General features: G+C 62.6%; 28 protein-coding genes. 8 read left to right on the top strand and 20 right to left on the bottom strand.

What is annotated here, in order from left to right; genetic code table 11:
* Positions 1-92: 92 nt before the first annotated feature.
* On the bottom strand, positions 93-1,328 hold the full coding sequence (locus AC3WW4_RS13760; protein ID WP_488829036.1) for a pyridoxal phosphate-dependent aminotransferase: 1,236 nt from the start codon (positions 1,326-1,328) through the stop codon (positions 93-95).
* A 113-nt stretch (positions 1,329-1,441) separates the two neighbouring features.
* Here AC3WW4_RS13760 and AC3WW4_RS13765 point away from each other — a divergent pair, with 113 nt between their 5' ends.
* The 3 genes from AC3WW4_RS13765 (at position 1,442) to AC3WW4_RS13775 (ending at position 4,516) form a co-directional block, all read left to right on the top strand.
* Positions 1,442-1,816 carry an Mth938-like domain-containing protein gene (locus tag AC3WW4_RS13765; RefSeq protein WP_488829037.1) on the top strand — a complete coding sequence of 125 codons (375 nt, stop codon included), beginning with the start codon at positions 1,442-1,444 and terminating at the stop codon, positions 1,814-1,816.
* A gap of 113 nt (positions 1,817-1,929) precedes the next feature.
* Positions 1,930-2,409, top strand: a complete 480-nt coding sequence (locus AC3WW4_RS13770; protein ID WP_320366322.1) for a peroxiredoxin — start codon at positions 1,930-1,932, stop codon at positions 2,407-2,409.
* A gap of 307 nt (positions 2,410-2,716) precedes the next feature.
* Positions 2,717-4,516 (top strand): PhoH family protein, encoded by a 1,800-nt coding sequence (locus AC3WW4_RS13775; protein WP_488829038.1) that lies wholly within the window; start codon positions 2,717-2,719, stop codon positions 4,514-4,516.
* A 122-nt stretch (positions 4,517-4,638) separates the two neighbouring features.
* Here AC3WW4_RS13775 and rlmD read toward each other — a convergent pair whose 3' ends face one another.
* From rlmD to surE, 4 genes are all read right to left on the bottom strand, one after another.
* Positions 4,639-6,066, bottom strand: a complete 1,428-nt coding sequence (gene rlmD / locus AC3WW4_RS13780) for a 23S rRNA (uracil(1939)-C(5))-methyltransferase RlmD (RefSeq protein ID WP_488829039.1) — start codon at positions 6,064-6,066, stop codon at positions 4,639-4,641.
* Positions 6,067-6,139: 73 nt separating this feature from the next.
* Complete coding sequence (locus AC3WW4_RS13785; RefSeq protein WP_488829040.1) at positions 6,140-7,015, bottom strand: peptidoglycan DD-metalloendopeptidase family protein; 876 nt, start codon at positions 7,013-7,015, stop codon at positions 6,140-6,142.
* 49 nt (positions 7,016-7,064) lie between these two features.
* Positions 7,065-7,961: a protein-L-isoaspartate O-methyltransferase family protein gene (locus AC3WW4_RS13790; RefSeq protein ID WP_488829758.1), complete on the bottom strand. Its 897-nt coding sequence runs from the start codon at positions 7,959-7,961 to the stop codon at positions 7,065-7,067.
* Positions 7,962-7,963: 2 nt separating this feature from the next.
* Positions 7,964-8,713 (bottom strand): 5'/3'-nucleotidase SurE, encoded by a 750-nt coding sequence (gene surE, locus AC3WW4_RS13795; RefSeq protein ID WP_488829041.1) that lies wholly within the window; start codon positions 8,711-8,713, stop codon positions 7,964-7,966.
* Positions 8,714-8,803: 90 nt separating this feature from the next.
* On the opposite strand from surE, the gene AC3WW4_RS13800 reads away from it, so the two are divergent.
* Together AC3WW4_RS13800 and AC3WW4_RS13805 are read left to right on the top strand one after the other, a co-directional pair.
* Entirely contained in the window at positions 8,804-9,517 is a 714-nt protein-coding gene (locus AC3WW4_RS13800) for a LuxR C-terminal-related transcriptional regulator (RefSeq protein ID WP_488829042.1), read from the top strand.
* A 5-nt stretch (positions 9,518-9,522) separates the two neighbouring features.
* Positions 9,523-10,443 carry a sensor histidine kinase gene (locus AC3WW4_RS13805; RefSeq protein ID WP_488829043.1) on the top strand — a complete coding sequence of 307 codons (921 nt, stop codon included), beginning with the start codon at positions 9,523-9,525 and terminating at the stop codon, positions 10,441-10,443.
* On the opposite strand, the gene tfpB is transcribed toward AC3WW4_RS13805, so the two are convergent.
* Together tfpB and AC3WW4_RS13815 are read right to left on the bottom strand one after the other, a co-directional pair.
* Positions 10,428-12,230: a type IV pilus assembly ATPase TfpB gene (gene tfpB / locus AC3WW4_RS13810; protein ID WP_488829044.1), complete on the bottom strand. Its 1,803-nt coding sequence runs from the start codon at positions 12,228-12,230 to the stop codon at positions 10,428-10,430. The genes AC3WW4_RS13805 and tfpB overlap by 16 nt on opposite strands.
* On the bottom strand, positions 12,227-12,991 hold the full coding sequence (locus tag AC3WW4_RS13815; RefSeq protein WP_488829045.1) for a spermine/spermidine synthase domain-containing protein: 765 nt from the start codon (positions 12,989-12,991) through the stop codon (positions 12,227-12,229). The genes tfpB and AC3WW4_RS13815 overlap by 4 nt, the downstream gene beginning before the upstream one ends.
* A gap of 27 nt (positions 12,992-13,018) precedes the next feature.
* On the opposite strand from AC3WW4_RS13815, the gene AC3WW4_RS13820 reads away from it, so the two are divergent.
* Genes AC3WW4_RS13820 through AC3WW4_RS13830 form a run of 3 tightly spaced genes read left to right on the top strand, consistent with a single transcriptional unit; the run spans position 13,019 to position 14,644 of the window.
* Positions 13,019-13,576, top strand: coding sequence for a DNA-deoxyinosine glycosylase (locus AC3WW4_RS13820; RefSeq protein WP_488829759.1), 558 nt, complete (start codon positions 13,019-13,021; stop codon positions 13,574-13,576).
* A 16-nt stretch (positions 13,577-13,592) separates the two neighbouring features.
* Positions 13,593-14,273 (top strand): phosphatase PAP2 family protein, encoded by a 681-nt coding sequence (locus AC3WW4_RS13825; protein ID WP_488829046.1) that lies wholly within the window; start codon positions 13,593-13,595, stop codon positions 14,271-14,273.
* Positions 14,270-14,644 (top strand): diacylglycerol kinase, encoded by a 375-nt coding sequence (locus tag AC3WW4_RS13830; protein WP_488829047.1) that lies wholly within the window; start codon positions 14,270-14,272, stop codon positions 14,642-14,644. Before AC3WW4_RS13825 ends, AC3WW4_RS13830 begins: the two co-directional genes overlap by 4 nt.
* Before the next feature lie 4 nt (positions 14,645-14,648).
* Here AC3WW4_RS13830 and AC3WW4_RS13835 read toward each other — a convergent pair whose 3' ends face one another.
* The 13 genes from AC3WW4_RS13835 to AC3WW4_RS13895 form a co-directional block, all read right to left on the bottom strand.
* Entirely contained in the window at positions 14,649-15,092 is a 444-nt protein-coding gene (locus AC3WW4_RS13835) for a DUF1810 domain-containing protein (RefSeq protein ID WP_488829048.1), read from the bottom strand.
* On the bottom strand, positions 15,089-15,511 hold the full coding sequence (locus AC3WW4_RS13840) for an MAPEG family protein (RefSeq protein WP_488829049.1): 423 nt from the start codon (positions 15,509-15,511) through the stop codon (positions 15,089-15,091). Before AC3WW4_RS13840 ends, AC3WW4_RS13835 begins: the two co-directional genes overlap by 4 nt.
* Before the next feature lie 42 nt (positions 15,512-15,553).
* Entirely contained in the window at positions 15,554-16,207 is a 654-nt protein-coding gene (locus AC3WW4_RS13845; RefSeq protein ID WP_488829050.1) for an FMN-binding negative transcriptional regulator, read from the bottom strand.
* Between the two features lie 89 nt (positions 16,208-16,296).
* A complete protein-coding gene (locus AC3WW4_RS13850) occupies positions 16,297-16,710 on the bottom strand; it encodes a VOC family protein (RefSeq protein ID WP_488829051.1) in 414 nt (137 codons plus the stop codon).
* 152 nt (positions 16,711-16,862) lie between these two features.
* Entirely contained in the window at positions 16,863-17,300 is a 438-nt protein-coding gene (locus AC3WW4_RS13855) for an SRPBCC family protein (RefSeq protein ID WP_488829052.1), read from the bottom strand.
* A gap of 163 nt (positions 17,301-17,463) precedes the next feature.
* Entirely contained in the window at positions 17,464-19,083 is a 1,620-nt protein-coding gene (locus tag AC3WW4_RS13860) for a TIGR04141 family sporadically distributed protein (protein WP_488829053.1), read from the bottom strand.
* Between the two features lie 95 nt (positions 19,084-19,178).
* A complete protein-coding gene (locus AC3WW4_RS13865; RefSeq protein WP_488829054.1) occupies positions 19,179-20,060 on the bottom strand; it encodes a hypothetical protein in 882 nt (293 codons plus the stop codon).
* Positions 20,061-20,212: 152 nt separating this feature from the next.
* Positions 20,213-21,363 (bottom strand): IS3 family transposase gene (locus AC3WW4_RS13870; protein WP_488829055.1). Its coding sequence is split into 2 segments (ribosomal slippage): positions 20,213-21,117 and positions 21,117-21,363, totalling 1,152 coding nucleotides; the frame shifts between segments, so codons are not numbered across the junction.
* A 307-nt stretch (positions 21,364-21,670) separates the two neighbouring features.
* Positions 21,671-22,516, bottom strand: coding sequence for a TatD family hydrolase (locus AC3WW4_RS13875; protein WP_488829056.1), 846 nt, complete (start codon positions 22,514-22,516; stop codon positions 21,671-21,673).
* Between the two features lie 20 nt (positions 22,517-22,536).
* Complete coding sequence (lolD, locus tag AC3WW4_RS13880) at positions 22,537-23,217, bottom strand: lipoprotein-releasing ABC transporter ATP-binding protein LolD (RefSeq protein WP_488829057.1); 681 nt, start codon at positions 23,215-23,217, stop codon at positions 22,537-22,539.
* Between the two features lie 5 nt (positions 23,218-23,222).
* Positions 23,223-23,432, bottom strand: a complete 210-nt coding sequence (locus tag AC3WW4_RS13885) for a DUF2788 domain-containing protein (RefSeq protein ID WP_488829058.1) — start codon at positions 23,430-23,432, stop codon at positions 23,223-23,225.
* 1 nt (position 23,433) lies between these two features.
* Positions 23,434-24,207 carry a DUF2189 domain-containing protein gene (locus tag AC3WW4_RS13890; RefSeq protein ID WP_488829059.1) on the bottom strand — a complete coding sequence of 258 codons (774 nt, stop codon included), beginning with the start codon at positions 24,205-24,207 and terminating at the stop codon, positions 23,434-23,436.
* On the bottom strand, positions 24,200-25,453 hold the full coding sequence (locus AC3WW4_RS13895; protein ID WP_488829060.1) for a lipoprotein-releasing ABC transporter permease subunit: 1,254 nt from the start codon (positions 25,451-25,453) through the stop codon (positions 24,200-24,202). The genes AC3WW4_RS13890 and AC3WW4_RS13895 overlap by 8 nt, the downstream gene beginning before the upstream one ends.
* Between the last annotated feature and the right edge of the window lie 26 nt (positions 25,454-25,479).

The raw sequence follows: 25,479 nt of genomic DNA on the forward strand, positions 1-25,479 counted from the left end.
CATAGGATTCTCTTCTCTCGGTGCGCGCCACCTTGTGGGCGGCGTGACGTGTTCAAAATGGGGGAATGGGTGCTTGCTGCTCGGGTGCCGACTCAGGCGGCTGCCGTACCGTGGCGCTTGCGGTAGCTTTCCAGGAAGCGCGCAATGCGGCCAATGGCTTCGGCCAGATCGTCGCTGTTGGGCAGGAAGACCAGGCGGAAGTGGTCGGGATGGGGCCAGTTGAAGCCCGTGCCCTGCACGATCAGCACCTTCTCTTCGGCCAGCAGCTCGTAGGCAAACTGCTGGTCGTCGGCGATGGGGTACATCTTGGGGTCGAGGCGCGGGAACATGTAAAGCGCGCCCTTGGGCTTGACCACGCTGACACCCGGGATCTTGTTGAGCAGCTCGTAGGCCAGGTCGCGCTGCTTGCACAGGCGGCCGGTGGGCGCGACCAGGTCCTTGATGCTCTGATAGCCGCCCAGCGCCGTCTGAATCGCGAGCTGACCGGGCGTGTTGGCGCACAGGCGCATCGAGGCCAGCATGTTCAGGCCCTCGATGTAGTCCTTGGCGTGGCGCTTCTCGCCCGACACCACCATCCAGCCAGCGCGGTAGCCGCACGAACGGTAGTTCTTGCTCAGCCCGTTGAAGGTCAGGAACAGCACGTCTTCGGCCAGCGAGGCCATGGAGGTGTGCGTGTTGCCGTCGAACAGGGTCTTGTCGTAGATCTCGTCGGCCAGCACGATGAGCTGGTGCTCACGGGCGACCTGGATGATCTCTTTGAGTAGGCTCTCAGGGTAGAGCGCACCGGTCGGATTGTTCGGATTGATGACGACGATGGCCTTGGTGCGCGGCGTGATCTTGGCGCGGATGTCGGCAATGTCGGGGTTCCAGTCGGCCTGCTCGTCGCAAATGTAGTGGACCGGACGGCCACCGGACAGCGAGACGGCCGCCGTGTACAGCGGGTAGTCGGGGGCCGGCAGCAGCACCTCGTCGTCTTCGTTGAGTAGGGCGTTCAGGGCCATCACGATCAGCTCGGAGGCGCCGTTGCCCAGGTAGACGTCATCGACCGTCACACCCTGAATGCCCTTTTCCTGGCAGTAGTGCACCACCGACTTGCGCGGGGCAAACAGGCCCTTGGAGTCGGTGTAACCGGCCGCGCCAGCCAGGTTGCGGATCATGTCCTGCACGATCTCGTCCGGTGGCTCCAGCCCGAACACGGCCAGGTTGCCGATGTTGAGCTTGATGATCTTGTGGCCGTCTTCTTCCATCTGGCGCGCTTTTTCCAGCACGGGCCCACGGATGTCATAACAGACGTTGGCGAGTTTGCTGGACTTGGCGATGGGTTTCAAAACGGGCTCCACTGCAGACGAAATGGGGGAAAGATAGAATTTAACCACACCCGCCCACTCCCGGGCGCCCTGCTTCGCACGGCGAACGCGGGCTTTTCCGAGCCATTCCTGCCATGAAACTGCATGCCGACCGCGCCGAAGGCGTCAATGTGATCAATGCCTGCACCCGCGACGCGGTCTCCGTCAACGGCGAAAGCTACGCGCACAGCATCCTGGTGTCGCATGTCGGCCCGGTTCAGGCCTGGCCGGTGGCCACGCTCGACGATCTGCAGGAAGCCCACTTCGCCGACATCCTGGCCGCGGCCCCCGAGGTGGTGATTTTCGGCAGTGGCCCCCGCCTGCGTTTCCCTCATCCGGCCTTGCTGCGCAGCCTGATGGCCGCCCGCATCGGGGTGGAAACCATGGACACGGCAGCGGCCTGCCGCACCTACAACGTGCTGGCCGGTGAAGGGCGGCGCGTGATGGCGGCGCTGCTGGTGCACCCCTGAACAGACTGTCAAACGGATGACGTTTAGCCCAAACGGGTGACTTTACAAGCAGCAATGGCTCAGTACTTTATAATAGAGGGCTACTTTTCACGCAGGCAGCTGATCACTACAACATGACACCCGCCCTCAACAAACCTTTGCCGGAATTCGAAGCGCTCGCCACAGGCGGCGTGAAGTTCACCCCTCAGAGCTTTGTCGGACAGACCGTGGTGCTGTACTTCTACCCGAAGGACCACACCCCTGGATGCACGACCGAAGCCATGCAATTCCGCGACATGCACAAGGAATTCGTCAAGGCTGGAGCCGTGGTGTTCGGCGTTTCTCGAGACAACCTGGTTTCGCATGACAAGTTCAAGCAGAACCTGGAACTGCCGTTCGAGCTGATTGCCGACACCGAAGAAAAACTATGCCACATGTTCGGCGTGGTCAAGAACAAGATCATGTACGGCAAGAAGGTCAAGGGCATTGAGCGCTCGACCTTCCTGATCGGACCGGATGGCATCCTCCGCGAAGAATGGCGTGGCCTGAAGGTGGCCGGCCACGTCGAAGAGGTGCTGAAAGCCGTGCAAGGCCTCAAGCAGGAAGCTGCCTGATCCTGCAAGATGCCCGGCATCGGATCAAGCGCCCTGCGGGGCGCTTTTTTCATGCCTGCCCACACCGACTCGTGGGGCCAAGTGTTGCGCGACACGGACAAAACCACCCCTCGGCGGCCTGAGCCCCAGAGCATGGCGCAGAGTGTGCATAATCAATTTCATGAACCTGAGCTTTTTGCAACTCGGTCACCTGTCACCCTCCCGATCCGCCGCGTGCGCGACGCACCTCCGCCTGATCGCCCCCTTCAAGGCCGCACATTGCCCTGTGCGGCTTTTTTGTTTGTGAACCCTCGCCACGGACCGCACCATGCCCTTGCCCAAGCCGCCCACCAAACGCGCTGACATGCTGACCGATGTCGACTTCGCATCGCAGCCCAAAGCCGCCAAAACCGCCCCCAAGTCCACCGACAAGACGCCCCCTGCAGCCAGCGCGCGCCCGAATGTGGTCGCCAGCGTGAGTACGCCGACACCGGTCCCTGCGCTCGAACGGGCCAAGGTCGTGGCACCCGCCGCCCCAGTGAGCGAAACGCCGCGCCCGGCACGCAAGACCAGCCGCAAACCCGCCGCCCCGGTGAAGACCGCCGCAGCGCCGATCGTGGCCGACAAGAGCCCGAGCAGCCCCGTCATCCCGTCCGCCAGCCCTGCGGCCAGCGCCGCAGCGGCGGGCTACGCCGGCCCCAGCGTGCGCCGCAAGCGCGATGTGGGCGGCCCGGCCAAGCTCTTCGTGCTCGACACCAATGTGCTGCTGCACGACCCGATGTCGCTGTTCCGCTTTGACGAACACGACATCTACCTGCCCATGATCACGCTCGAAGAGCTTGACGGGCACAAGAAGGGCATGACCGAGGTGGCGCGCAACGCCCGCCAGGTCAGCCGCGAGCTGGACACCCTGGCCACCGACCTGAGCACCCGCCAGCAGGTGGACCCGGCCTCGGGCATTGCACTGGCCAAGACCGGCCACATCGAGGCCAAGGGCAATCTGTACTTCCAGACCACCGGTCTGGCGGTCGAGCTGCCCACCGGCCTGCCCCAGGGCAAGGCCGACAACCAGATCCTGGGCGTGGTTCAGGCGCTGCGCTTGCAACACCATGGCCGCGAGGTGGTGCTGGTGTCCAAGGACATCAACATGCGCATCAAGGCCCGTGCGCTGGGCCTGACCGCCGAGGACTATTTCAACGACAAGACCCTGGAAGACGGCGACCTGCTGTACACCGGCGTGCTGGCCCTGGCCCCCGACTTCTGGGAGCGCCACGCCAAGGGCATGGAGAGCTGGCAACAAGGGGGCATCACCTACTACCGCATCACCGGCCCCGCCGTGCCGACGCTGATGGTCAACCAGTTCGTGTACCTGGAAAGCCCGGGCGTCACGCCCTGGTATGGCAAGGTCACCGAGATCACGGGCAAGAGCGCCGTGCTCCGCACGCTCAAGGACTACGCCAACAGCAAGCACTCGGCCTGGGGCGTGAACGCCCGCAACCGCGAGCAGAACTTTGCGCTGAACCTGCTGCTGGACCCGGACTGCGACTTCGTGACGCTGACCGGCTCGGCCGGTACCGGCAAGACCCTGATCACGCTGGCTGCGGCCCTGAGCCAGGTACTCGACGAGCGCCGCTACACGGAAATCATCGTCACCCGCGTGACGGTGCCGGTGGGCGATGACATCGGTTTCCTGCCCGGCACGGAAGAAGAAAAGATGTCGCCCTGGATGGGCGCGCTGGACGACAACCTGGAGGTGCTGGCGCGTGGCGACAGCACGGCGGGCGAGTGGGGTCGTGCGGCCACGTCGGAGCTGGTGCGCAGCAAGATCAAGATCAAGAGCCTGAACTTCATGCGCGGGCGCACCTTCTTGAACAAGTTCGTCATCATCGACGAGGCGCAAAACCTGACGCCCAAGCAGATGAAGACGCTGATCACCCGCGCCGGCCCCGGCACCAAGATCGTCTGCCTGGGCAACCTGGCCCAGATCGACACGCCTTACCTGACCGAAGGCAGCTCAGGTCTGACCTACGCGGTGGACAAGTTCAAGGGCTGGCCGCACGGGGGCCACGTGACCCTGGCGCGCGGCGAGCGTTCGCGCCTGGCGGATTTCGCCTCTGAAGTGCTGTGACGGTAGCCGGCACGCGCCCTGCGGCTTCCTGAGCGAGGCCCCAACAAAAAGCCGAGGTCAATGCCTCGGCTTTTTTCATGGACGCATGGTTGACACCAGCGCCCCCGCACCGACGGCTGCGCTCAATCGCGCTCGAACACTGCCATGCTCTCGACGTGGGCCGTGTGCGGGAACATGTTGACCGCACCCGCCGCCACGCAGCGGTAACCGCCCTGGTGCACCAGCAGGCCGGCATCGCGGGCCAGGGTGCCGGGGCTGCAGCTGACGTAGACGATGCGCTTGGGCGGCACCCAGTCGGGCACCAGGGTCGGGTCCTGGTGCAGGTCGGCCACAGCCTTGGCCAGGGCGAACGCGCCTTCACGGGGCGGGTCGACCAGCCACTTGTCGGCATGGCCGTAGCCGGCCAGCTCTTGCGGGGTGATTTCGAACAGGTTGCGGGCCACGAAGCTGGTGCGCTCGGACTGGCCATTGGCCAAGGCGTTCTCACGCGAGCGGGCCACCAGGGTTTCGCTGCCTTCGATGCCCAGCACCTCGCGCGCCTGGGTGGCCAGCGGCAGGGTGAAGTTGCCCAGGCCGCAGAACCAGTCGATCACGCGCTCGTCTTTCTGCACCTGCAGCAGGCGCAGCGCCCGGCCCACCAGCACCTGGTTGATGGCGTGGTTCACCTGGGTGAAGTCGGTCGGCTTGAACGGCATGGTGATGCCGAACTCGGGCAGGGTGTAGTCCAGCGCGGGCAGGGACTCGTCCAGCGGGTGAACGGTGTCCGGGCCCTTGGGCTGCAGCCACCACGAGATGGCCTGCTGGCCACCTTCGGCCGGGCTGTGCTGGGCGGCAAAAGCTTTCAGGCGCTGGGTGTCGGCGGCGGTGAGCGGCTCCAGATGGCGCAGCACCAGCACGGTGATCTGGGTGCCCACGGCCACTTCGATCTGCGGCAGGCGGTCACGCTGGTCCATGCTGGCGATCAGCTCGCGCAACGGCACCAGCAGGCGGCTCATGTGCGGGGGCAGGATCTCGCAGGTCTTCATGTCGGCCACATAGCGCGATTTGCGCTCGTGGAAACCGACCAGCACGGTGCCTTTCTTGGCCACGTAGCGCACCGACAGGCGGGCACGGAAACGGTAGCCCCAGGCCGGGCCTTCGATGGGGCGCAGCAGGGTTTCGGGCTTGACCTTGCCCAGGTGCCAGAGGTTGTCTTCGAGCACGCGCTGCTTGACGGCCACCTGGGCGCTGGCGTGAAAGTGCTGCATCTTGCAGCCACCGCAAAGGCCAAAGTAGGTGCAACCAGGCTCGACACGCTGGGAGCTGTCGCGGCGACGTTCGGTCATCGTCGCCTGCTCCCAGTTGTTCTTGCGGCGGGTCACGCTGACGCGCACCTCTTCACCGGGGAGCGCATCTTCGATGAAGACGACCTTACCGTCGGCGCGGTGGGCCACACCCTGCGCCTCCAGGTCCAGGGACTCGACTTTCAGCCACTCAAGGTGGGGTGGAACGGGGGCAACGACCGGCTCGGCGGCGTCGCCAGAAACAGAAACGGGGGATGCATCACTCATCCCCCGATTGTCTCAGGACTGTGACCTGTTCTTTCAGACTCTGCGCGCGGCCCCGCAGGTCAGCACCTGGAAATCAGCGCGCAGGCAGCTGGCGAGCCGGATCAATGGGCTTGCCTTGCTTGCGGATCTCGAAATGCAGCTGGACGCGATCGGCATCGGTGGCACCCATTTCGGCGATTTTTTGGCCCTTGCGCACGGCCTGGTCCTCCTTGACCAGCAGCGTCTGGTTGTGGGCGTAGGCCGTCAGGTAGTCGCCACTGTGCTTGATGATGATGAGGTTGCCGTAGCCCCGCAGGCCCGAACCGGCGTAGACCACGCGGCCATCCCCGGCGGCGACCACGGGGTCACCGGCCTTGCCGCCGATGACCAGGCCCTTGCGCTTGCCCTCTTCGAACTGGGCGATGGTGGGGCCATTGGCGGGCCAGATCCAGGCCGGCTCGTCACCTGTTTTCGCGTCGGCACGGTGTGTGTCGGGCGCGCTGGCCGCTGCAGCCGAACTGGAGCTGCTCGCGGCCACGGACGGGGCCGACGCGGCGGAAGCGGCCTTGCCATCGACCGAACGGGGCTCGATGCGGGACGTCGTCACCGGTTTGGCCGCCGGGATGCTGCCCGTGGCTGCCGTGCTGGTCGCGCCCTCGCCCACCGGCGGCACGATGCGCACCACCTGGCCCACTTCGATGCGGTTGGCGTTTTCGATGTTGTTCCAGCCGGCAATGTCGCGCCAGCTCTGGCCGGTTTCCAGGCCAATGCGGATCAGGGTGTCACCCGGCTTGATGGTGTAGTAGCCCGGCTTGCCGGCGTTCTCGGCACCCGGGAGCGGGCGCGGGGGTTGGGCGGCGCTGGCGCGCTCTTCCACCGGCGCACGGTGGGTGGGCGATGCGCAGCCGGCCAGGACGGCCAGAACGGCCACCGAAGCGGCCAATCGGAGGGAGAGTGTGGTGTGCTGCATGAGACCAATCGTCGTGCCTGAGACGGGGGCCGCCTCAGGTCGTCAAACATCAGGTGGTGCCCGATTTTAGGGGGACGAACAAGACCGCGCCGGCACGGGCGTGCTGAAAACGGCCATCGGCCAGCCGATCAACGATGACGAGCACCTGCCCGCCACGCTCATCTTCGGTGGGCGCCACGAGCCGGCCGCCGGGCGCGAGCTGGTCGAGCCAGGCTTGCGGCAGGGCCGCGCCACCCGCGGCGGCGATGATGGTGTCGTAAGGCGCCGAGGGCGCATGACCAATCATGCCGTCACCATACACCAAACGCACGTCGGGCGAGGTGGGCAAGGCGGCGCGCAGCTGATCGAGGTTGCCGCGCGCTTTGAGATGCAGGTCGCGCAGCCGTTCAATGGACACCACACGGCGCGCCATATGGCCAAGCAAGGCGGCCTGATAGCCGCAGCCGGTGCCGATTTCCAGGCAGTTGCCCAAGGGCTTCGTACTCACCGGTGCGCTCGGCACATCGGAGCGGGTCAAGCCCGGCCGCACGCACAGCAGCTGAATCATGGCGGCCACGACCGAGGGCTTGGAGATGGTCTGGCCCAGGCCGATGGGCAGGCTGGTGTCTTCATAGGCCTGGTTGACCAGCGCCGTGTCCACAAACAGGTGGCGCGGGACGGCGGCAAACGCCTGCAACACGCCCGAATGGCTGATGCCATCGGCCTGCAGGCGCTGCACCATGCGCATGCGCACCTGGGCGGAGTCCAGCCCCAGCCCCTGCGGGGCGGTGTGGCGCTGGCGATCGCGCTCAGCCAGGTGCAAGGGCGCCTGAGGGCGCAGCACCTCGCGGGAGACACGCGGTGCGGCGGTGCTGCCAATGGGCGTGCGCGACCCACCGGGTCGGGGGGAGGCCACCTGATCGAGCTGCAGCGGAAAACGCCGCGGCTTGCGATCGTCAGGGGGCACGCTCACCGCGGCTCCAACCAGCGCTGCCACGTGGGCAGGTGCTGGTGATCGGTCATGTCCACCTTCAAGGGGGTGATGGACACCTGGCCTTGGCGGATGGCATGGAAATCGGTGCCTTCACCATCTTCACGGGCCTCGCCAGCCGGGCCGATCCAGTAAAACAGGTCGCCACGCGGGTTGGCCTGGGCCACGGCGGGGAAGCTGGCGTGGCGCCGACCCAGGCGGGTGATGGCCCAGGGGGCGTCCTCGGCCTGCGCCGATGAGGGAATGTTGACGTTGAGCAACCAGGGATGGCCAGCGGGTGGCTGCGCCAGTGCCTGTTCAATCACGCGACGGGCCACCCGGGTGGCGACGTCAAGGTGGGCCCAACCCTTGTCGACCAGCGAGAAGGCGATGGCCGGTATGCCGAACAGATAGCCCTCGGTGGCTGCGGCCACGGTGCCGGAGTACAGGGTGTCGTCCCCCATGTTGGCGCCGTTGTTGATGCCCGACAGCACCAGATCGGGCTTGGGGATGAGCCCCGCCGTGAGCGCCAGGTGCACGCTGTCAGACGGCGTGCCGCTGACGTAGCGGAAGCCGTTGGCCGCCGTGTGCAGGCTCAGGGGCTGGTGCAGGGTCAAGGCGTTGGAGGTGCCGCTGGCATTGCGCTCGGGCGCAAAGACATCGACCTCACCGAGGCCCTGGCAAGCGTCCACCAGCGCGGCAATGCCGGGCGCCAGGTAACCGTCGTCGTTGGCAATGAGGATTCGCATGGGTGGATTGTAGGAGGAGCTGCCATCCACTATATAGTGTGGATCACATCAAACCCGGCCCACCCAGAGGCGGGCAAGGGGAGGAACGACATGACCGTCAAGGTTTTGATTCTTGAAGACAACCCGGTTGCGCGGGGCTTTCTCTGTCGCGTCGTGACCGAGAGTTTCAACGACGTCAGCGGCATCGTGGAGGCCAGCGACCTGGCGTCGGCTCGGCGGGAGCTGGGCCTGGGCGCGGCTGGCCAGGCGGCTGCCGCATCCCCGCCCTTTCAGCTCATTTTGCTCGACCTGGAACTGCCCGATGGCAGCGGCCTGGAGTTGCTGCGCGATCTGAGCGGCTATCCGGCCACGCGCATCGTCACGACCCTGTACTCGGATGACGAGCACCTGTTCCCGGCCCTGCAGTTCGGGGCCGATGGCTACCTGCTCAAGGAAGACCGTTTCGAGGTGCTGGTGGAAGAGCTGCAAAAGATCGTGCGCGGCCAGCCGCCCCTGTCGCCAGCGATTGCACGGCGCTTGCTGCACCACTTCCGCGCCGGTGAAGGGCACTCGGGCTGGGGGGCGTTGTCTCCGGCTGGTGCAGGCTCGCCGGCACAGGTCGAGCCCGACCACGAGCAGTTGACCCCGCGTGAGAGCGAGGTGCTGACCTACCTGAGCAAGGGCTTCACGATCAAGGAAATCGCCTCGCTGATGGGCATCAAGTGGTTCACTGTGAACGACCACATCAAGTCCATCTACAAGAAGCTCAATGTGTCCAGCCGGGCTGAGGCCGCGGTGCTGGCCAGCAAGCAAGGCTTGGTCTGAGCCCCATGGCCGCCCGCCAACTGCCCCCTTTGGTGATTCGCCGTGTGAACTGGCACCGCCCCGTGTTGGTGGCGCGGGTGCTGGCCGAAGCCCTGCTGCTGTCCGCCTGGGTGCTGCTGGCGGCCATCGTGCTGCAACTGGGGCAAGCCAGCCATGCCGCGGCCGCCCCGTCCTTGTGGGCCTTGGGCCTGGCCATGGGCGGCGCACTGGCCGGGCACCTGGTGTCCCGGCGCTGGCTGTGGCCTCCGGCAGGCACGCGGCAGGCCACCGTCGCAGACACGAGCGCCCAGACCCAAACCGACGCGCGGCGCCTGAGTGCTGCCGTGGAACAAGGCCGGGGCGAAGAGCGCCTGCGCATTGCCCAGGACCTGCACGACGACATTGGCGCCCGCTTGCTGACGCTGCTGTACCAGGCCCCGACCCCGGAGATGGGCGACTACATTCGCCACACGCTGCAAGACCTCAAGACCCTGACGCGTGGCCTGGCGGCCTCTTCACACCGGCTGAGCGAGGCGGCGGCGGAGTGGAAGCGCGACCTGAGCCACCGGCTGGAGCTGGCCCACTGCGCCCTGACGTGGGAAATGCAGGCCGACGAGGACGTGGACCTGAACATGGTGCAGTGGTCGGCGCTGACGCGCATCCTGCGCGAACTGGTGAGCAATGCGATCAGCCACGCCCAGGCCGAGCATGTCACCGTGACCCTGATCCTGGCCGAGGACATGCTGACGCTGCGCGTGAGCGACAACGGCCACGGCCGCGCGCCCGAGCAATGGGCTCACGGCCTGGGCCTGGGTGGCGTGCGCAAGCGGGTAAAGCAGCTCAATGGCCAGGTGCGCTGGTTTGAGCGCGACCCCGAGGGCATTTGCTGCGAGGTGTGGGTGCCGAGCTTCATGGGGCTGCCCCCCACGCCTCAACGATCCCACTGAGGGGTGTTGCGCAGCACCTCTTCGACCGTGGTGATCCCTTCGGTCACCTTCATGATGCCCGACAGGCGCAGCGGCCGCAGGCCTTCTTTGGCCGCCGTCTTGCGCATCTGGGCCATGTCCACCTGCGGGTGCAGGGAGTCGCGCACGGCCTCGGACACGGGCAGCAACTCGTACAGGCCCACGCGGCCCTTGAAGCCGGTCATGCGGCAGTCCAGGCAGCCCACGGGCTTGTAGGGGCGGTACTGGCCGTTGAGGCGCCAGGGCTTGATCGACTCGGACAGCGTTTCGCCCGACACCGGCTCGTCGGCCTGTTTGCAAAGCGGGCACAGGGTGCGCACCAGGCGCTGCGCCAGCACGCCAATGACGGTGGCGCTGATGAGGTAAGGCGGCACGCCCAGGTCGGTCAGGCGCGTGATGGCCGAGGCGGCATCGTTGGTGTGCAGGGTTGAGAACACCAAATGGCCGGTGAGCGCCGCCTGGATCGCCATCTCGGCGGTTTCCAGGTCGCGGATTTCGCCCACCATGATGATGTCCGGGTCCTGGCGCATCAGCGCACGCAGGCCATCGGCAAAGTTCAGGTCGATGCCGGGCTGCACCTGGGTCTGGTTGAACGAGGGCTCGATCATTTCGATCGGGTCTTCGATGGTGCAGACGTTGACCTCGTCGGTGGCCAGGCGCTTGAGCGTGGAGTACAGCGTGGTGGTCTTGCCCGAACCCGTGGGGCCGGTGACGAGGATGATGCCGTGCGGCTGGGCGAGCAGCTGCTCCCACACCTGCTTTTCAGACGGGGCAAAGCCCAGGGCCTCGAAGGACTTGACGGTGTTGTCGGGATCGAAAATCCGCATCACCAGCTTTTCGCCAAAGGCGGTGGGCATGGTGGACAGGCGCATTTCGACCTCGTCGCCGCCGGGGTTGCGGGTCTTGATGCGGCCGTCGAGCGGGCGGCGCTTTTCGACCACGTCCATGCGGCCCAGCAGCTTGATGCGCGCCACCATGGCCTGCATGACGGACAAGGGCACCTGGTAGACGGTGTGCAGCACGCCGTCGATGCGGAAGCGGATGGCGCCCATTTCGCGCCGGGGCTCGAGGTGGATGTCGGAGGCGCGTTGGTCGAAGGCGTATTGCCACAGCCAGTCGACGACCTGGATGATGCCCTGGTCGTTGGCGTCGAGCTGGCGGTTGGCGCGGCCCAGTTCCACCAGTTGCTCGAAGTTGTGGGCCACCGAATCGCCGGTCTTCTTCTTGGCATCCTTGACGGAGCGGGCCAGGGTGTAGAACTCGGTGCGGTAGCGTTGCAGGTCGAGCGGGTTGGCCACGGCCAGCTGGATGGTCTTGCGGGTGTGGGCGAGGATCTCCTCCACCCAGGCCACGTCCAGCGGTTCGCTGGTGGCAATGGTGATCTCGTTGGCGCCCACGTACACCGGCAGGGCCTTGCGGCGCTCGGCGTAGGTGATGGACATGACATCGGCCACGCGGGCCACATCCACCTTGAGCGGGTCGATGCGCAGGTAGGGCAGCTTCACGCGCTGCGCCAGCCATTCGGTGAGGGGCTCCAGCTCCAGCGCGGTACCCGTGTCGGCGCGCTTCAAGCCCAGGCTGGCCAGGCGCACCAGCGGGTGCTGGGCGCTGGTGCCGGCGGCAAAGCGCTGCATCACGGTGTCCACATCCTGCGGGGTGAGGATGCCGTCTTCGGCCAGCCAGTTCAGCAGCAGGCGCCACTCCAGCGGCCCGCGGTGGGTGATGGGGCGAGATGCCGGTGTGGCGGTGGCCTTGGCAGACGGTGTCATGGTGCGACGGTGGGTTGGAAAGGCCCCAACAGCTTGACCCATTTCTTGGCGGGCAGCGACCAGCGGGTGTGTAAAGTTTCGGCGCGCTCGGTGAGCACGTCGCGCTCGGGCAAATCGAAGCCCTTCCAGGCCAGCACGATGGTGTTGCCGTCGGTGGTGGGCTTGAGCTGGGCCACGCGGTTGGGGCCGAAGGCCGCACTGATGCGGGCGGCGCTGCGCTCAAAGCTGGCGTCGCGGCCAAACAGGTTGACACTCATCACGCCACCGTCGTCCAGGCAACGCCAGCAGGCGCGGTAGAAGGCTTCGTCATCGAGCACGGGGCTGGCGGCTTCGTGGTCGTAGAGGTCCACGCTCAGGGCATCGAAGCTGGCGACCTGATCGTCGCTGGCCACATAGCGGGCGGCATCGGCCTGGACCACGGTGAGGCGCTCGTCGTCTTCGGGCAGGTGGAACCAGCTGCGGCACACGCCGATGACCTGCGGGTTGATCTCGACCGCCGTGGTGGGCAGGCGCAGCACGCTGTGGCAGTACTTGGTGATGGCGGCGGCGCCCAGGCCCAGTTGCAGGCAGCGGGTGCCGGGCAACTGATCAAGGTCGCGCAGCAGCAGCCAGGCCATCATGCGCTGGATGTATTCGAGCTCCAGCTTCTGGGGCTGGCGGATGCGCATGGCGCCTTGGATCCAGGGCGTGCCCAGGTGCAGGTAGCGCACGCCGCGCTCTTCGGAAATCGTGGCTTCGGCCAGGGTCGGTTTTCTTTTCACGGCAATGAGTGTGGCACAGTCATGGCCATGGTCCGAGCCCCCCTTGCGCATGCCGACACCTTGCCCACTGCGGGCTTGCCACGTCTGCAGGGCTTGGCGCCGGTGGTGGGGCCGGGCGCCAAGCTGCTGGTGCTGGGGAGTTTTCCCGGCGTGGCCTCACTGACGGCGCAGCAGTACTACGCCCACCCTCGCAACCAGTTCTGGCCTATTTTGTCGGCCCTGTGGGGTTTGCAGGGTGACGATGCCTTGAGCGCCCTGCCCTATGCGGCGCGGCTGCCCGTGGTGAAGGCCCGTGGGCTGGCCATTTGGGATGTGTATGCGGGTTGCCTGCGCGAAGGCAGCCTGGACAGTGCCATTGAAGAAGGCGAGCTCAACGACCTGGCAGGCCTGATCACGCAGGTGCCCACGCTGCGCGCCATTGCGCACAATGGGGGCGAATCGGCCCGACACATGCGTGTGACGCAGGCGCTGGGGCTGCCGGTATTCAAACTGCCCTCCACCAGCCCGGCCAATGCCTCGTGGTCGTTCGAACGCAAGCTGGCGGCCTGGCGCGAGGTGTTCGCGCAGGCCGGCCTGCTGGATTGACATTCAGATATTGAACATGGTGACTCAACGCAATTTCGAGCTGCGCCTGTTGTGGCCCATCGTGCTGCTGGGGCTGTGCCTGTGGGGTTTTTTGAACCTGGCCGGCGAGATGATGGAGGGCGACACGCGCGCCGTGGACCAGTGGCTGCTGAGCTGGTTCCGTGCTGGCGGCGTGGACGGCGCGGCCTGGGGCCCGCGCTGGCTGCCCGACGTGATGCGCGACATCACGGCGCTGGGCAGCCCCACCGTGCTGATCATGACCGTGAGCGCGGTGTGTGGCTACCTGATGATGGCCGGCCAGTGGCACATGGCTTGGCTGGCGGCGGGCTCATCGCTGCTGGGCTGGGGCGTGAGCATTGCGCTCAAGCATGGCTTTGCGCGGGCCCGGCCCGATGCGCTGTTTCACGGCACGCTGGCCGATGGCTACAGCTTCCCCAGCGGTCACGCGATGATGTCGGCGGTGGTGTTTTTGACGCTGGCAACGCTGGTGGCGCGGCTGGCCCCGCGCACCCGTCTGCGCGTGTACGCGATTGGCGTGGCCGCCGGGGTCAGCGGCCTCGTGGGCCTGTCGCGGGTGTACCTGGGGGTGCACTGGGCTTCGGACGTAGCGGCGGGCTGGGCAGCCGGGGCCGCCTGGGCTGTGCTGGTGTGGATGGTGGCGCACCGCCTGCACCTGGGCCAGGGGCGCAGCCAATGAAGGGCCACCCGTTCAAAGCCCGCCTGGGCTATGCGATGGCCGGTCTGCGTGCAGCCTGGCGCTCGGAAAAGAGCCTGCGCACCCATGCTGTGGCCACGGTGCTCATCGCGATCTTGCTGGTGCTGACGCGAGCGCCCGCGCTGTGGTGGGCGGTGATGGCCTTGACGATTGCCGCCGTGGTGGCCAGTGAGTTGCTCAACACCGCCCTGGAGGTGCTGGCCGACCACCTGCACCCGCAACTGCATCCGGCCATTGGGCTGAGCAAGGATGTGGCCGCTGGGGCCGTGCTGGTGAGCAGCGTGGCGGCGCTGGTGGTGGGTGTGGCGTTCTTCGTGGATCAGGTGTGGCCGTGGGTGCGAGCACTGGCTTGACACGTCAGGTGTCGTGCGACTGCTGCGTCAGCATTTTGAGTGTGGCCGCATCGCGCTCGGATGAGAAGAACTGCTCCAAAGCCTCATTGAAGCGGGCGACTTGCGGGGCGGCCAACGAGAACAGCGTCAGGCACGATTGAAACTTGCGTGCATCGGTGTCGCCCAGCACATCTTCAGCGGAGGATGCCTTGTGTTGGAGCATGGCTTCCACCACTTCGACCAGGCGCGGCCCCAGCAGCGGGTGGGCCATGTACGCCTTGGCTTCGGCCATGCCGGAGATGCCAAATTTGTGCGCCCTCTCGCTGAAGCCCAGCCCACGGAGCTGAGGCAGGATGAACCACACCCAGTGAGACTGCTTGCGGCCGTTGGTAACCTCGTCAAGAGCCGCTGAATAGCTGTGCTCTTGCGCCTTGACGAAGCGCTCCAAGTCGAATGGATCGGCAGTCATTGTGCAAAGATCTTGAACCCCGCCAGCACCCACAGCACCACCAGCACAACATTGCTGGCCGCAAACGCCAGCAGGCGCTGAATGACATGGTTGTAGGTGAGGTGGATGAGGCTGTGCAGCACCCGCAGGCCGACGTACGCCCAGGCTGTCATGAGCATGGCCGGCGTGGCGCCTCCCGTGACATAGATGAGCACGCCAGCAACGTAGAACAGCACTGGCAATTCCAGCAGGTTCATGTAGTTGCGGTTGGGCAGGCTGACGTGCGGTGGCACGCTGCCGGATTCACCGTGTTTGAAATCGTCGGCCACCACCTCGCGGCGGAAGGCGGCCCGAAATCGGGTGATGGGAATGAGCAGCAAGACCAAGCTGGTCCAGAACGCCAAGGCGAACAAAGGCTGGAGGATGTCGGTGTTGGACATGTGAAAGGCTCCCTGTGTGGTTGGAATCTGGTTTGCTGATGATCACAGCCCGCCGCGCGCCTGCACCAGTGATGCCATCTGGGTTTGCGCGTCAGCGCCTTCTGACAGCAGGCCCTGCACGACGGATTGCTGGTTCTGCTTGGGCTGGTTCTGACTGACCTTCCACTTGCCTTGCATGCGGTGCACACGCAGCTCGATGCCAACGATGTTGGCCAGCAGCTTGTCGGTGTAATCGCTGGGGGCATCGGCCACACGCCAGGGGTGAGCTTGGGTGGCCTCGTGCTGATCGGTGAGTTGGGTGACGACTTGCCGCACCTGCTCGGGATCGTGGCTTACGTGGAGCGAGCAATGGGCGTGCACCACGGCGTAGTTCCACGTGGGGACGACCTTACCGGCCTCATGCTTGGTGGCGTACCAGTTGGGAGAGATGTAGGTGGACGGCCCTTGGAAGACCACCAGCAGCTCTTGGTCAGCCGGCACTTGCCACAACGGGTTGTGCTTGGCGACATGGCCCACCAGCTTGCCCATGCCACCCGGTGTGGGCTGAAACAAAAGCGGCACGTGGTCGGCCGTCAAGCCGTCGGCGTCATGGCGAACGATGGTGGCCAGGGGAAACTGTTCGATGAGGCGAAGCAGCTCTGCAGGACGGTCTTCTTGAAAGTGGGCTGGGCAGTACATGGGGAGTGACGGCTGCACGAAAAGAAATGCGAGTTACTGGCTCAGGTACTGCGCCATGAGCGAACTGATGCGGTCGCTATCGGGCCCGTATTTGCCTGATTTGTGGATCACTCTGGCAAATGGCAGACCGCTTCAATGTTGTTGCCTTCTGGATCGATGACAAACGCTCCATAGTAGCTTGCGTGATAGTCAGGTCGGAGCCCGGGTGCACCGTTGTCTTTCCCGCCAGCAGCCAGGGCCGCCTTGTAAAAAGCATCAACTTGCGCACGGCTTTCAGCGCGCCAGGCGAGGTGGCAACCGGACGTTGCAACTGGGCCGCCATGTGGCGAAGGTCCGTCAATGAACCACACATCTGCCTTCTTGCCATCGGGTTCAGATGCGTCAGGATAGGCAAGCCCAAGCATGTTGGCGCCGTAATGGCCCTCGAAACAGACGCTGTAGCCCAGTGGCGCCAGGGCTGCGGAGTAAAACGCCTTTGCTCGCGCGATGTCGGTCACGCGGAATGTCATATGGTCAAGCATGCGGGGCTCCTGAAGTTGATGATGCGGCGTGATCGGCACGCGCCAAACAACTGTATGCCCATCCAGTTACTTTAACAAGAGGGCTGCTGGCTGCTCAACTGGCGTCGAAGCCCGCGGTGCAGAAATCAGAGCTTTGCGCCTCGCGCGAAAAACTACGCCACACCTCGACCGTGCGCGGCAACCTCTGCCTGCCAACGGCTCAGATTTTGCTCGTTTGCAGGTTCCACGATGTGCCTGATTGAGGCCGCAACTTGTGGGCTCTCGAAGACCTGCTCCCAGGTGACCAGAGTTCCGGTTGCAGTGGGCTTCAGCGTGATGGAGAGTTGAAAGTGAGGCTGGGAGATGTGATTGATCACAACGGCCCTACCCGGCTCAATGGACCCAAAAGTGGCCTCGTTGGGGTAGTTGGTGCCATCGGGGCTGTGCATGGTGAAGCGCCAGAGACCTCCTGGCTTCAGCTCGAAGACCTCAAACGTGTTGCGAAAACCGTCAGGGCCCCACCAACGCGCAAGACGCTCGGGTGCTGAGAAGGCCGCAAACACCTCCGCGGGTGGCGCAGAAAACGCTCGGGATGTTTTGAACGTAGACATGAGACCTCCATGCAAGGCGGGTGCCGGCACACGTTGGGAGCTTGATGTCACGGGTGTACCGATTGACGAATTTGCGGCAAAGCTTGCCCGCAGGGGACATTCTCCGTCAGATTGGAATGTCCACAAAAGTCAGACAAGCTTCGCGTCCGCGTTGAACGCACAGTTATGCAACTGCTCGCTCTAATGTTTCTGCTGCGGATATTCTTACAGAGAATCCGCGTTGAGATAAATTTTCGTAGGCTCTGGCAAGATTAACTTTACTAAAAAAGGGAAGGTTGGATTTAACTTTGCTTGGGTCATCGCCAAGTATTAAGAAAATTATTTCGCATTCGTTGCTTTTTAATTTATCCAAAGGGATCAGATCTTGCGCCCCATCTTTTATTTTTTTAAGAACGCTCCGTGCAACTTTTCGGAAGGGTTTGTCTCCAAGCATGATCTCAGCTGCAACGCTTCCCTGTGCGAATAGATGGCTCAGCCCAGCCGAGCCGCCTTTTCGGTGTTTGACATGTATAAACTGCTTTTCATCTGTGAGTAGATCACACAACTCTATTGATGTAGTGGTTTTGTTGCTCTTTATTAAATTTTTGTCAAGTAGATGGTATCCGTGTGATTTTGATACGCGAGAGTTGTAGTCACCCTCTGGCTCAATTTTGAATTTCCCGTCTTCTTGCCATTTTTCAATAGGAGGGAAAACTATAGCCGCCTCCTCTATCCTGTTTAGTGTTTCCTGAATACGCCCGATGAATGTGTTGTCAACTTGGTACCAGGTGCCGCAGTAAAATATAAATGTCTTGTCGCCAACAGAGAGTTCGAGGTATGCGCACTTATATATTGAGTGCTCATGCTCCATTCCATACACATCATGAACGAACAGGCGGTCTTTTTTTATTGATTCAATTGTGAGCTTATCTTTTGATATTGTTTTGAAGTAATGGTCAGCTTCAATTGTGGGGCTAATTGATGTTTTTGCGCGGGTGAAGCTAAAACCGCTAATAGTGTCCCATTTTCCAATTTCTGGGAGAGTTAGTATTAAATCATTATTTTTATTTTTAATGGACTCTAAGATTTCGCCATCAAGCTTGGTCAACAATGCCTTGTCTTTTACTCTTCTCACATTGTCAACCCAGCCAAATTCATTTTTGTAAGCATCTATTGCGTAGTATTCTGAAATTTTCTTAATGAGATGCGGCAACTCATTAATGTCAAGATCTACCCCAAATGAATACATTGCATCTCCACCGGAGATATTTTTAAGTTCAACGGTTGATCTGGGCGACCCCGTCACCGATCTAAGAATGTCTTTTGATATGTCAATCCCAAATATGCTCGCCTCAGACTCACGTGTTGCTTGTGATTTTTTCTGTATCGGCTGATCCTCCAATGTGTGGAGATCAACGCTCCGCAAGCTTTTATGATCTAGTGTGTTGAGTGCAGTTTTTATTCCAAAATCCTGAATGCAGTGAGCTAGATTAATGAGAAATCTTCCATATCCAAAAGTGATTGCGAATGTTTTGCCATCTGATTTCATGAACATGACAGAAGAGCTGGACTTTGTCTCAAGTCCATCGACTTTTTTGCCCGTTATTTGGTCTAGCATTTCCGCCCATTTGGGTCTTTTTGCAAAAGATTGTTTTACATAAATTTTTCCATCAATATTCCATTGTGGATCTAGCTCGTATTCGTCTACAAGACAGTCTTCTGCTAAAAGGTCCTTAAAATCCTTAATCAGCAAATTTGGCTTAATTAGGAATATATTTATGTAGCGATATTTCTTGACTGCCATAACTTTCCTGTAGTTGCATAACGAATTAGTTAACTGGCGCCCATAAGGCGTATCCGAAGCGATGGGCCGTATCAGCGTCCACGTTGAACACCCAGTTAGGTATGGCGTTGGATAATAAATAAGGCCTCTTGCTCTAAGATGTCGCAAAATTTAAGATTGAGTTTGTTTTGATCGCTGCTTCCCGCCTCCTCGATCAGTATCAGTTTTCCGGTATTATTTATCTGGAAATCATCTCTTAAATTCTTGATCATTGCGCAGGAATCAATAGCTGATTCTGCTCTTATCTGTAGCAGTGCCTCGTAAAGTTCAGTGAACGAATGAAGCCAACTTTCCGTGAACCCCTTTAAATCAATTTTATCCGGCATGGAATTTAGGTCTGATTTGATTTTTTCGTTCAATAAATCACCTTCCTCTAGTAGCTCGTCTCGGTTTAGGTAGATGAGAACTTCAGGAGTGTGCTCTGCACTTTGATCGTGCATTGTTATACCAATCGGGGGTAACCCTATGTGCTGACAAAAGTTTCTTAGTTTGTAGAATATTCTGTAGCATGCGTAGGTGTCATATTGATGGGCTTGTGCGGCCTTCCACGCTGCAATGTGCTTAGATTCTTTGCCAAATTTGCGTCTGATTGTCGTCTCGCTATGCTCTAGGAGGCATTTAAAGAGACTTAATAAGTTCAAGAAGTGCCGACCCATATCAAGGCTGCCCTCCTGCACATTGATGCGGTTGATGCTTGATCTGTTGGATAAGGTAGTGGCCCATTCATCGATGGCATTGATGAAGTCTTGAGCGTTTGAAATTGTTGCGTTTATTAACCCAACGCTATGTATGTAGTCTGATACCAGGCTGTTTGCATTGAGCATTTCCTCAAGATCAACGGCGGCCAAAACGTTTATATTGGCTACTTGAACGCCACTCTCTTCCGTCTTAAAAAACAGATGCGCTAACTTGCCTGATGGTTTTTCTGACTCACTCATACGGGAAATACCTAACTGTTATTAGCCGTCGCAACGCCCATGACACAATGCGGCCCAAGCCAGACTCCCCCTGGCCGAAGAAGATGAGCACCTGCCAGCGCAACCACCTCGTTATGAGGATGCCCCTGACGTGCCCCCTACAGCCATACCAATCAGTTGGAGAGAGGTCCAGGGGTTTGCAGGTTAACTGATCCTGCGTCGGTGGTGGTTGGGTTTTGGTTGCGATGCTTGGCTGCAAAAGCAGCCGGCGGGATTCGGCCAATTGTTCCGTGGGGACGCACCTCGTTGTAGTCCCGACGCCAGATGGCGATGGCTTCACGGGCTTGGGCCAATGATTCGAACCAGTTCTCGTTGAGGCATTCATCCCGGAACTTGCCGTTGAAGCTTTCGATGTAGGCGTTCTGGGTTGGCTTGCCCGGTTGAATCAGGATGTGCTGGATGCCTCGTGCCTGCATCCATGCTATGAAGGCACTGCAAGTGAACTCCGGCCCGTTATCCGTCCTGATGGCCTCTGGATAGCCCCTGAAGCGTGCAGCTCGCTCAAGGATTCTGGTGACGTAAATGCCCGGCATGGACAAGTCCACCGCGATGTCCACGCACTCATGGCTGAAGTCATCGGCGATGGTCAGGCACTTGATGCGCCTGCCGTTGCTCAATGAGTCGCTGACAAAGTCCAGACTCCATGTTTGATTGACCCGAGTTGCGGCCACCAGCGGCGTGCGCTCGCCACGGTACCTCTTGCCCTTGTTGCGCTTGCGGACGGCCAGGCCCTGCTCACGGTAGAGGCGAAACACCTTCTTGTGATTTGTGCCAGGAAACTCTGCGTGCAGCATGTCATGCACGCGGCGATACCCAAAGCGCCGCCGCTCCATGGCCACAGCCTGGATGCGTTCAGCAAGACGCACAGTTTGTGCATCGGGTTGCGGTGGATGCCGCCAGGCATCTCGGGACAGCCCCACAAGACGACAAGCCCGTCGCTCAGAGATCTGGGTGTGCTCCAGCATCTGAGCGATGGCCTTGCGCTTGCCTTGTGGGGCTAGCGCTTTACCCCGAAACCGACCTTGAGCGCCTCCAGATCGAGGTGCGCTTCGGCCAGCAGCTTCTTGAGCCGAGCATTCTCGACTTCCAGGTCCTTGAGGCGGCGGGCCTCATCGGCTTCCATGCCGCCGTACTTGGCGCGCCACTTGTAGAACGTGGGTTCGCTGAACCCGCCTTGGCGGCAGACCTCCTTGACCGCTAGGCCCGATTCGACCTGCTTCAAGAACCCAATGATCTGCTGTTCGGTAAATCGACTCTTCCTCATGCCCGTCATTCTCCAGGTTGACGGACCTCACTTCCATTCCGCTGGTACGGCTATGAGGGGGCACGTCACCCCCAGCATGCAACCAAAACCATTAGTCAATGCAACACGCTACGTCACAGAAATTGCAACGATTCGTTCCAGCATAACTGATCTGGTCTTCTATGCGGCTCAGAGTATGTAAGCCCCCCTCTTTTGGGTGATAGCGGATACTGAAATTGCGTGACACCTCGCACGCACAGACCCCAAAAACTATGTTTTTCAGTCAGAACCGTACGCCGAATATGAACTCAACCAAAGCAGGCTGAGTTCAATCCCCGCACCAAGCCCTCACCCTCGGCAGCGCATCCCGCACATTCGCCGAAGTCCGCTCCCGCGTCTCCGCCAAACTCCACCCCCGCACCTCGGCCAGCGTCTCCGCAATGCGCGGCAGTTCCGCCGGCTCATTGCGCCCACGCTCCCCCAGCGCCCGTTGCTCGGCGGTTTTGTAAAGCCAATGCGGAGGAATGTCCGGCGCATCGGTTTCCAGCACCAGAGTCTCGACAGGTAACTCAGCTGCCAGGCGGCGAATCTGCAAGGCGCGCTCAAAGGTCATGGCCCCGCCAAACCCCAGCTTGAAGCCCAGTTCAATGAACGCCCTCGCCTGCTGCGGGCTGCCGTTGAAGGCATGCGCAATGCCGCCCATCACGGGCCGGCCGGCATCGCGGCAGCGTCGCAGGTGTTTGAGCAATACGTCGGCCGTGCGGCGCACATGCAATATCACCGGCAGACCATGCTCGGCGGCCAGCGCCAGCTGGGCGGCATAGATGTCTTCCTGGCGGGCGCGGTGGGCCGGGTCTTGCCAGCCGGGCACAAAGCCATCCAGCCCAATTTCGCCCACGGCCACCAAGCGCGGGTCGTCGTGCCAGCGTTGCAGCGCGTCGGCCAGCTGGGCCACGGCATCGTCGGGCACCGCGTCCACATACAGGGGGTGAATACCCAAGGCGTACACGCCGTTGCACTGCTCGGCGGCGGCGCGGGCGGTGGCAAAGGTGGCGGGCGTCACCGACGGGATCACGAGCAAGCCCACCCCGGCGGCGCGGGCGCGGGCGATCACCTCGGCGCGATCGGCGTCAAACTCTGGGGCGTCCAGGTGGCAATGGCTGTCGATCCACATGGCCGCACTCCAAGGGGGCCTCAGTCGGCAAACTGCCCGTTGACCAGGCGGTGGCGCTGGGCGCAGCGTTCGGCCAGGGTCGCATCGTGGGTGACCATGACCACGGCCGTGCCTTGGTCGGCCGCCAGTTGCAGCATCAGCTCGAACACGGTGTCGGCGGTGCTGCGGTCGAGGTTGCCGGTGGGCTCGTCGGCCAGCAGGCAAGCGGGCTGGGTCACCAGGGCCCGGGCAATGGCCACGCGCTGGCGTTCGCCACCGGACAGCTCGGCCGGGCGGTGCGCCACGCGGTTGAGCAGGCCGACCTTGTCCAGGCACTGGCGCGCCTGTTCGCGCGCCTGCTCAATGGGCATGCGGCGGATCAGCAAGGGCATGGCCACGTTGTCGAGCGCCGAAAACTCGGGCAGCAGGTGGTGGAACTGGTAGATGAAGCCCAGGTGCTGGTTGCGCCAGGCGCCTTGCTCGGCCGCGCTCATGGCAGACAGGTCGCGGCCCATGAGTTTGACGGTGCCGCGCGTGGGGGCGTCCAGCCCGCCCAGCAGGTGCAGCAAGGTGCTTTTGCCCGAGCCCGAGGTACCCACCACGGCCACGGTCTGGCCGCGCTGCACGGTCAAGTCCAGCCCTTGCAAGATGGTGACGTCGAGCGGGCCTTCGTGGAAGCGCTTGAACAGGCCTTGGGCCTGGAGAATGGGGGTGTCCAGCATGGGCATCAGATGTTGAGAAGCCAGGCGATGATGTTCTTCGCCACGAAACCCAGCACCCCGAAGCCGAGCACCAGAAAGAGCACGAAGGTGCCGAACTTGCCTGCCTTGGACTCGCGCGCCAGTTGCAGGATGATGAACATCATGTAGAGGATGAAGCCACCAACGCCGACCGTCAGCCCAAACTGAGCGATCTGTTCCTCTGTCAAACCAAACATATCAAAGCGCTTCCTGTACCACCAAGTCGCGGTACGCATGCCAGGTGGCGTGGCCGAGCACGGGCATCACCACAATCAAACCGATCATCCCGGTGCCCAGGCCCAGCAGGGTCAGGCTCATCACGATCAGGGCCCACAGGCTCAGGCAAATGGGGTTGGCGATCACCGCGCGCCAGCTGGTCAGCACGGCGGCCTGCACGGCCACGGGGCGGTCCACCAGCAAGGGAATGGCCACCACGCTGGAGGCAAACACGGGTGCGGCCATCAGCCCGCCCACCAGCAACCAGATCTCGAAAAAGCCGGGCTCGGGCGCCAGCACCACGCGGGTCAGAAAGTCAGCCGGGGTGGTGACCGAGGGGTGCACGCCCAGGGTGATGAGCGCGGCCGAGGTGATGACCCAGCCGGTGCCCAAGGCCATGAGCAGGATGCCAAAGCGCACCAGGCGCTGGTCGAGCGAGGACCAGACTTGCCAGACGGCCGACAGGTTGGCCGCCTCGCCACGCAGCAGGGCGCGGCTGACAGCGTACAGGCCGGTGGCCAGGATGGGTGCCACCATCAGGAAGCCCGACATGGCGCCGGCCAGCACCCAGAAGCGGTCCCACGCGAGCCACAACATCAGGGCGCCAAAGCCGGCCATCAGCACGCCGTGCGACAGGCCGACCAGGGGGGCGCGGGCAAAGTCGCGGGCGCCCTTGGCCAGCCAGATGAAGGTGCGCAGGGAGTGCACCTTGCGCACGCGCAAGGGACGGTGGTGGGCGGGCAAGATGTCACTCATACCGAAGGGCCTCTGCAGGTTGGACACGGCTGGCGCGCCAGCTCGGGTAGAGCGTGGCGGCCAGGGACAGCACCAGGGAGATCAGGGCAATGGGGGTGATGTCGCCCCACTGCGGATCGGACGGCATCTTGCTGATGAGGTAGATGCTGCCGGGCAGGAAGTGCACGCCCAGCGCCTGCTCGATGGCGGGCACGATGACGTCAATGTTGAAGGCGACCAGCAGGCCCAGGCCCAAGCCACCCAGCGTGCCCATGACGCCGGAAAGCGCCCCCTGCACCATGAAGATGCCCATGATGGAGCGCGGGCTGGCGCCCAGGGTGCGCAAGATGGCGATGTCGGCGCGCTTGTCGGTCACGGTCATCACCAGGGTGGAGACGAGGTTGAAGGCGGCCACGGCCACGATCAGGGTGAGGATGATGAACATCATGCGCTTTTCCACCTGCACCGCGTCAAACCAGTTACGGTTGGTGTGCGTCCAGTCACGCACGATGACATCGGCGCCCAGGGACTCGGCCAACTCGCCGGCCACGCGGCGAGCGTCTTGCGGGTCTTTGAGCTTGAGCTGCACCCCTGTGGGGCCACCGGTGCGGAACAGGCGAGCGGCATCGTCGGCGTGCATCAGCACCAGGCCGCTGTCGTATTCATAGTGGCCGGCGTTGAAGATGCCCACCACGGTGACCTGCTTGAGGCGGGGCACGACGCCCGCCGGGGTCACCTGGCCGCTGGGGGCCACCACGGTGAGCGGGTCGCCCACGGTCACACCCAGCGCGCGGGCCATTTCCTGGCCGATGACCACGCCCCATTGCCCGCTTTGCAGGCGCGCGAAGGTATCTTGCATGGTGGCGGCCAGCGGGGTCACCGCCGCTTCTTCAGACGGGACGATGCCGCGCACCATGGCGCCGCGCATGTCTTCACCCCGGGCGATCAGGGCTTGCGCCGGCACGAAGGGCGCGGCGCCGATGACGGCGGGGTTCTGCTTGGCCTGGGCGGCCAGAGCGCGCCAGTCGGGCAGGCCTTCGCCGCTGGCGTTGTAGAGCTCAACGTGGGCGACCACCGAGAGCATGCGGTCGCGCACTTCCTTCTGGAAGCCGTTCATGACCGACAGCACGATGATGAGCGCCGCCACCCCCAGGGTGATGCCCAGCACCGACACACCGGAGATGAAGGAGATGAAACCGTTGCGTCGCGCGGAGCGGCTGGCGCGGGTGTAACGCCAACCCACACGCCATTCATAAGGGAGATTCATGGTGTGGGAAGTGTACTCACTCGATA

This window comes from Aquabacterium sp. TM01, assembly GCF_057808345.1.

What these genes read in the sequence shown, in the direction of transcription:
- AC3WW4_RS13765 (WP_488829037.1), top strand. Translation starts at nt 1,442, where the DNA reads ATGAAACTGCATGCCGACCGCGCCGAAGGCGTCAATGTGATCAATGCC.
- AC3WW4_RS13770 (WP_320366322.1), top strand. Translation starts at nt 1,930, where the DNA reads ATGACACCCGCCCTCAACAAACCTTTGCCGGAATTCGAAGCGCTCGCC.
- AC3WW4_RS13775 (WP_488829038.1), top strand. Translation starts at nt 2,717, where the DNA reads ATGCCCTTGCCCAAGCCGCCCACCAAACGCGCTGACATGCTGACCGAT.
- rlmD (WP_488829039.1), bottom strand. Translation starts at nt 6,066, where the DNA reads ATGAGTGATGCATCCCCCGTTTCTGTTTCTGGCGACGCCGCCGAGCCG.
- AC3WW4_RS13785 (WP_488829040.1), bottom strand. Translation starts at nt 7,015, where the DNA reads ATGCAGCACACCACACTCTCCCTCCGATTGGCCGCTTCGGTGGCCGTT.
- surE (WP_488829041.1), bottom strand. Translation starts at nt 8,713, where the DNA reads ATGCGAATCCTCATTGCCAACGACGACGGTTACCTGGCGCCCGGCATT.
- AC3WW4_RS13800 (WP_488829042.1), top strand. Translation starts at nt 8,804, where the DNA reads ATGACCGTCAAGGTTTTGATTCTTGAAGACAACCCGGTTGCGCGGGGC.
- AC3WW4_RS13805 (WP_488829043.1), top strand. Translation starts at nt 9,523, where the DNA reads ATGGCCGCCCGCCAACTGCCCCCTTTGGTGATTCGCCGTGTGAACTGG.
- tfpB (WP_488829044.1), bottom strand. Translation starts at nt 12,230, where the DNA reads ATGACACCGTCTGCCAAGGCCACCGCCACACCGGCATCTCGCCCCATC.
- AC3WW4_RS13820 (WP_488829759.1), top strand. Translation starts at nt 13,019, where the DNA reads ATGGTCCGAGCCCCCCTTGCGCATGCCGACACCTTGCCCACTGCGGGC.
- AC3WW4_RS13825 (WP_488829046.1), top strand. Translation starts at nt 13,593, where the DNA reads ATGGTGACTCAACGCAATTTCGAGCTGCGCCTGTTGTGGCCCATCGTG.
- AC3WW4_RS13830 (WP_488829047.1), top strand. Translation starts at nt 14,270, where the DNA reads ATGAAGGGCCACCCGTTCAAAGCCCGCCTGGGCTATGCGATGGCCGGT.
- AC3WW4_RS13835 (WP_488829048.1), bottom strand. Translation starts at nt 15,092, where the DNA reads ATGACTGCCGATCCATTCGACTTGGAGCGCTTCGTCAAGGCGCAAGAG.
- AC3WW4_RS13840 (WP_488829049.1), bottom strand. Translation starts at nt 15,511, where the DNA reads ATGTCCAACACCGACATCCTCCAGCCTTTGTTCGCCTTGGCGTTCTGG.
- AC3WW4_RS13850 (WP_488829051.1), bottom strand. Translation starts at nt 16,710, where the DNA reads ATGCTTGACCATATGACATTCCGCGTGACCGACATCGCGCGAGCAAAG.
- AC3WW4_RS13855 (WP_488829052.1), bottom strand. Translation starts at nt 17,300, where the DNA reads ATGTCTACGTTCAAAACATCCCGAGCGTTTTCTGCGCCACCCGCGGAG.
- AC3WW4_RS13860 (WP_488829053.1), bottom strand. Translation starts at nt 19,083, where the DNA reads ATGGCAGTCAAGAAATATCGCTACATAAATATATTCCTAATTAAGCCA.
- AC3WW4_RS13865 (WP_488829054.1), bottom strand. Translation starts at nt 20,060, where the DNA reads ATGAGTGAGTCAGAAAAACCATCAGGCAAGTTAGCGCATCTGTTTTTT.
- AC3WW4_RS13875 (WP_488829056.1), bottom strand. Translation starts at nt 22,516, where the DNA reads ATGTGGATCGACAGCCATTGCCACCTGGACGCCCCAGAGTTTGACGCC.
- lolD (WP_488829057.1), bottom strand. Translation starts at nt 23,217, where the DNA reads ATGCTGGACACCCCCATTCTCCAGGCCCAAGGCCTGTTCAAGCGCTTC.
- AC3WW4_RS13885 (WP_488829058.1), bottom strand. Translation starts at nt 23,432, where the DNA reads ATGTTTGGTTTGACAGAGGAACAGATCGCTCAGTTTGGGCTGACGGTC.
- AC3WW4_RS13890 (WP_488829059.1), bottom strand. Translation starts at nt 24,207, where the DNA reads ATGAGTGACATCTTGCCCGCCCACCACCGTCCCTTGCGCGTGCGCAAG.
- AC3WW4_RS13895 (WP_488829060.1), bottom strand. Translation starts at nt 25,453, where the DNA reads ATGAATCTCCCTTATGAATGGCGTGTGGGTTGGCGTTACACCCGCGCC.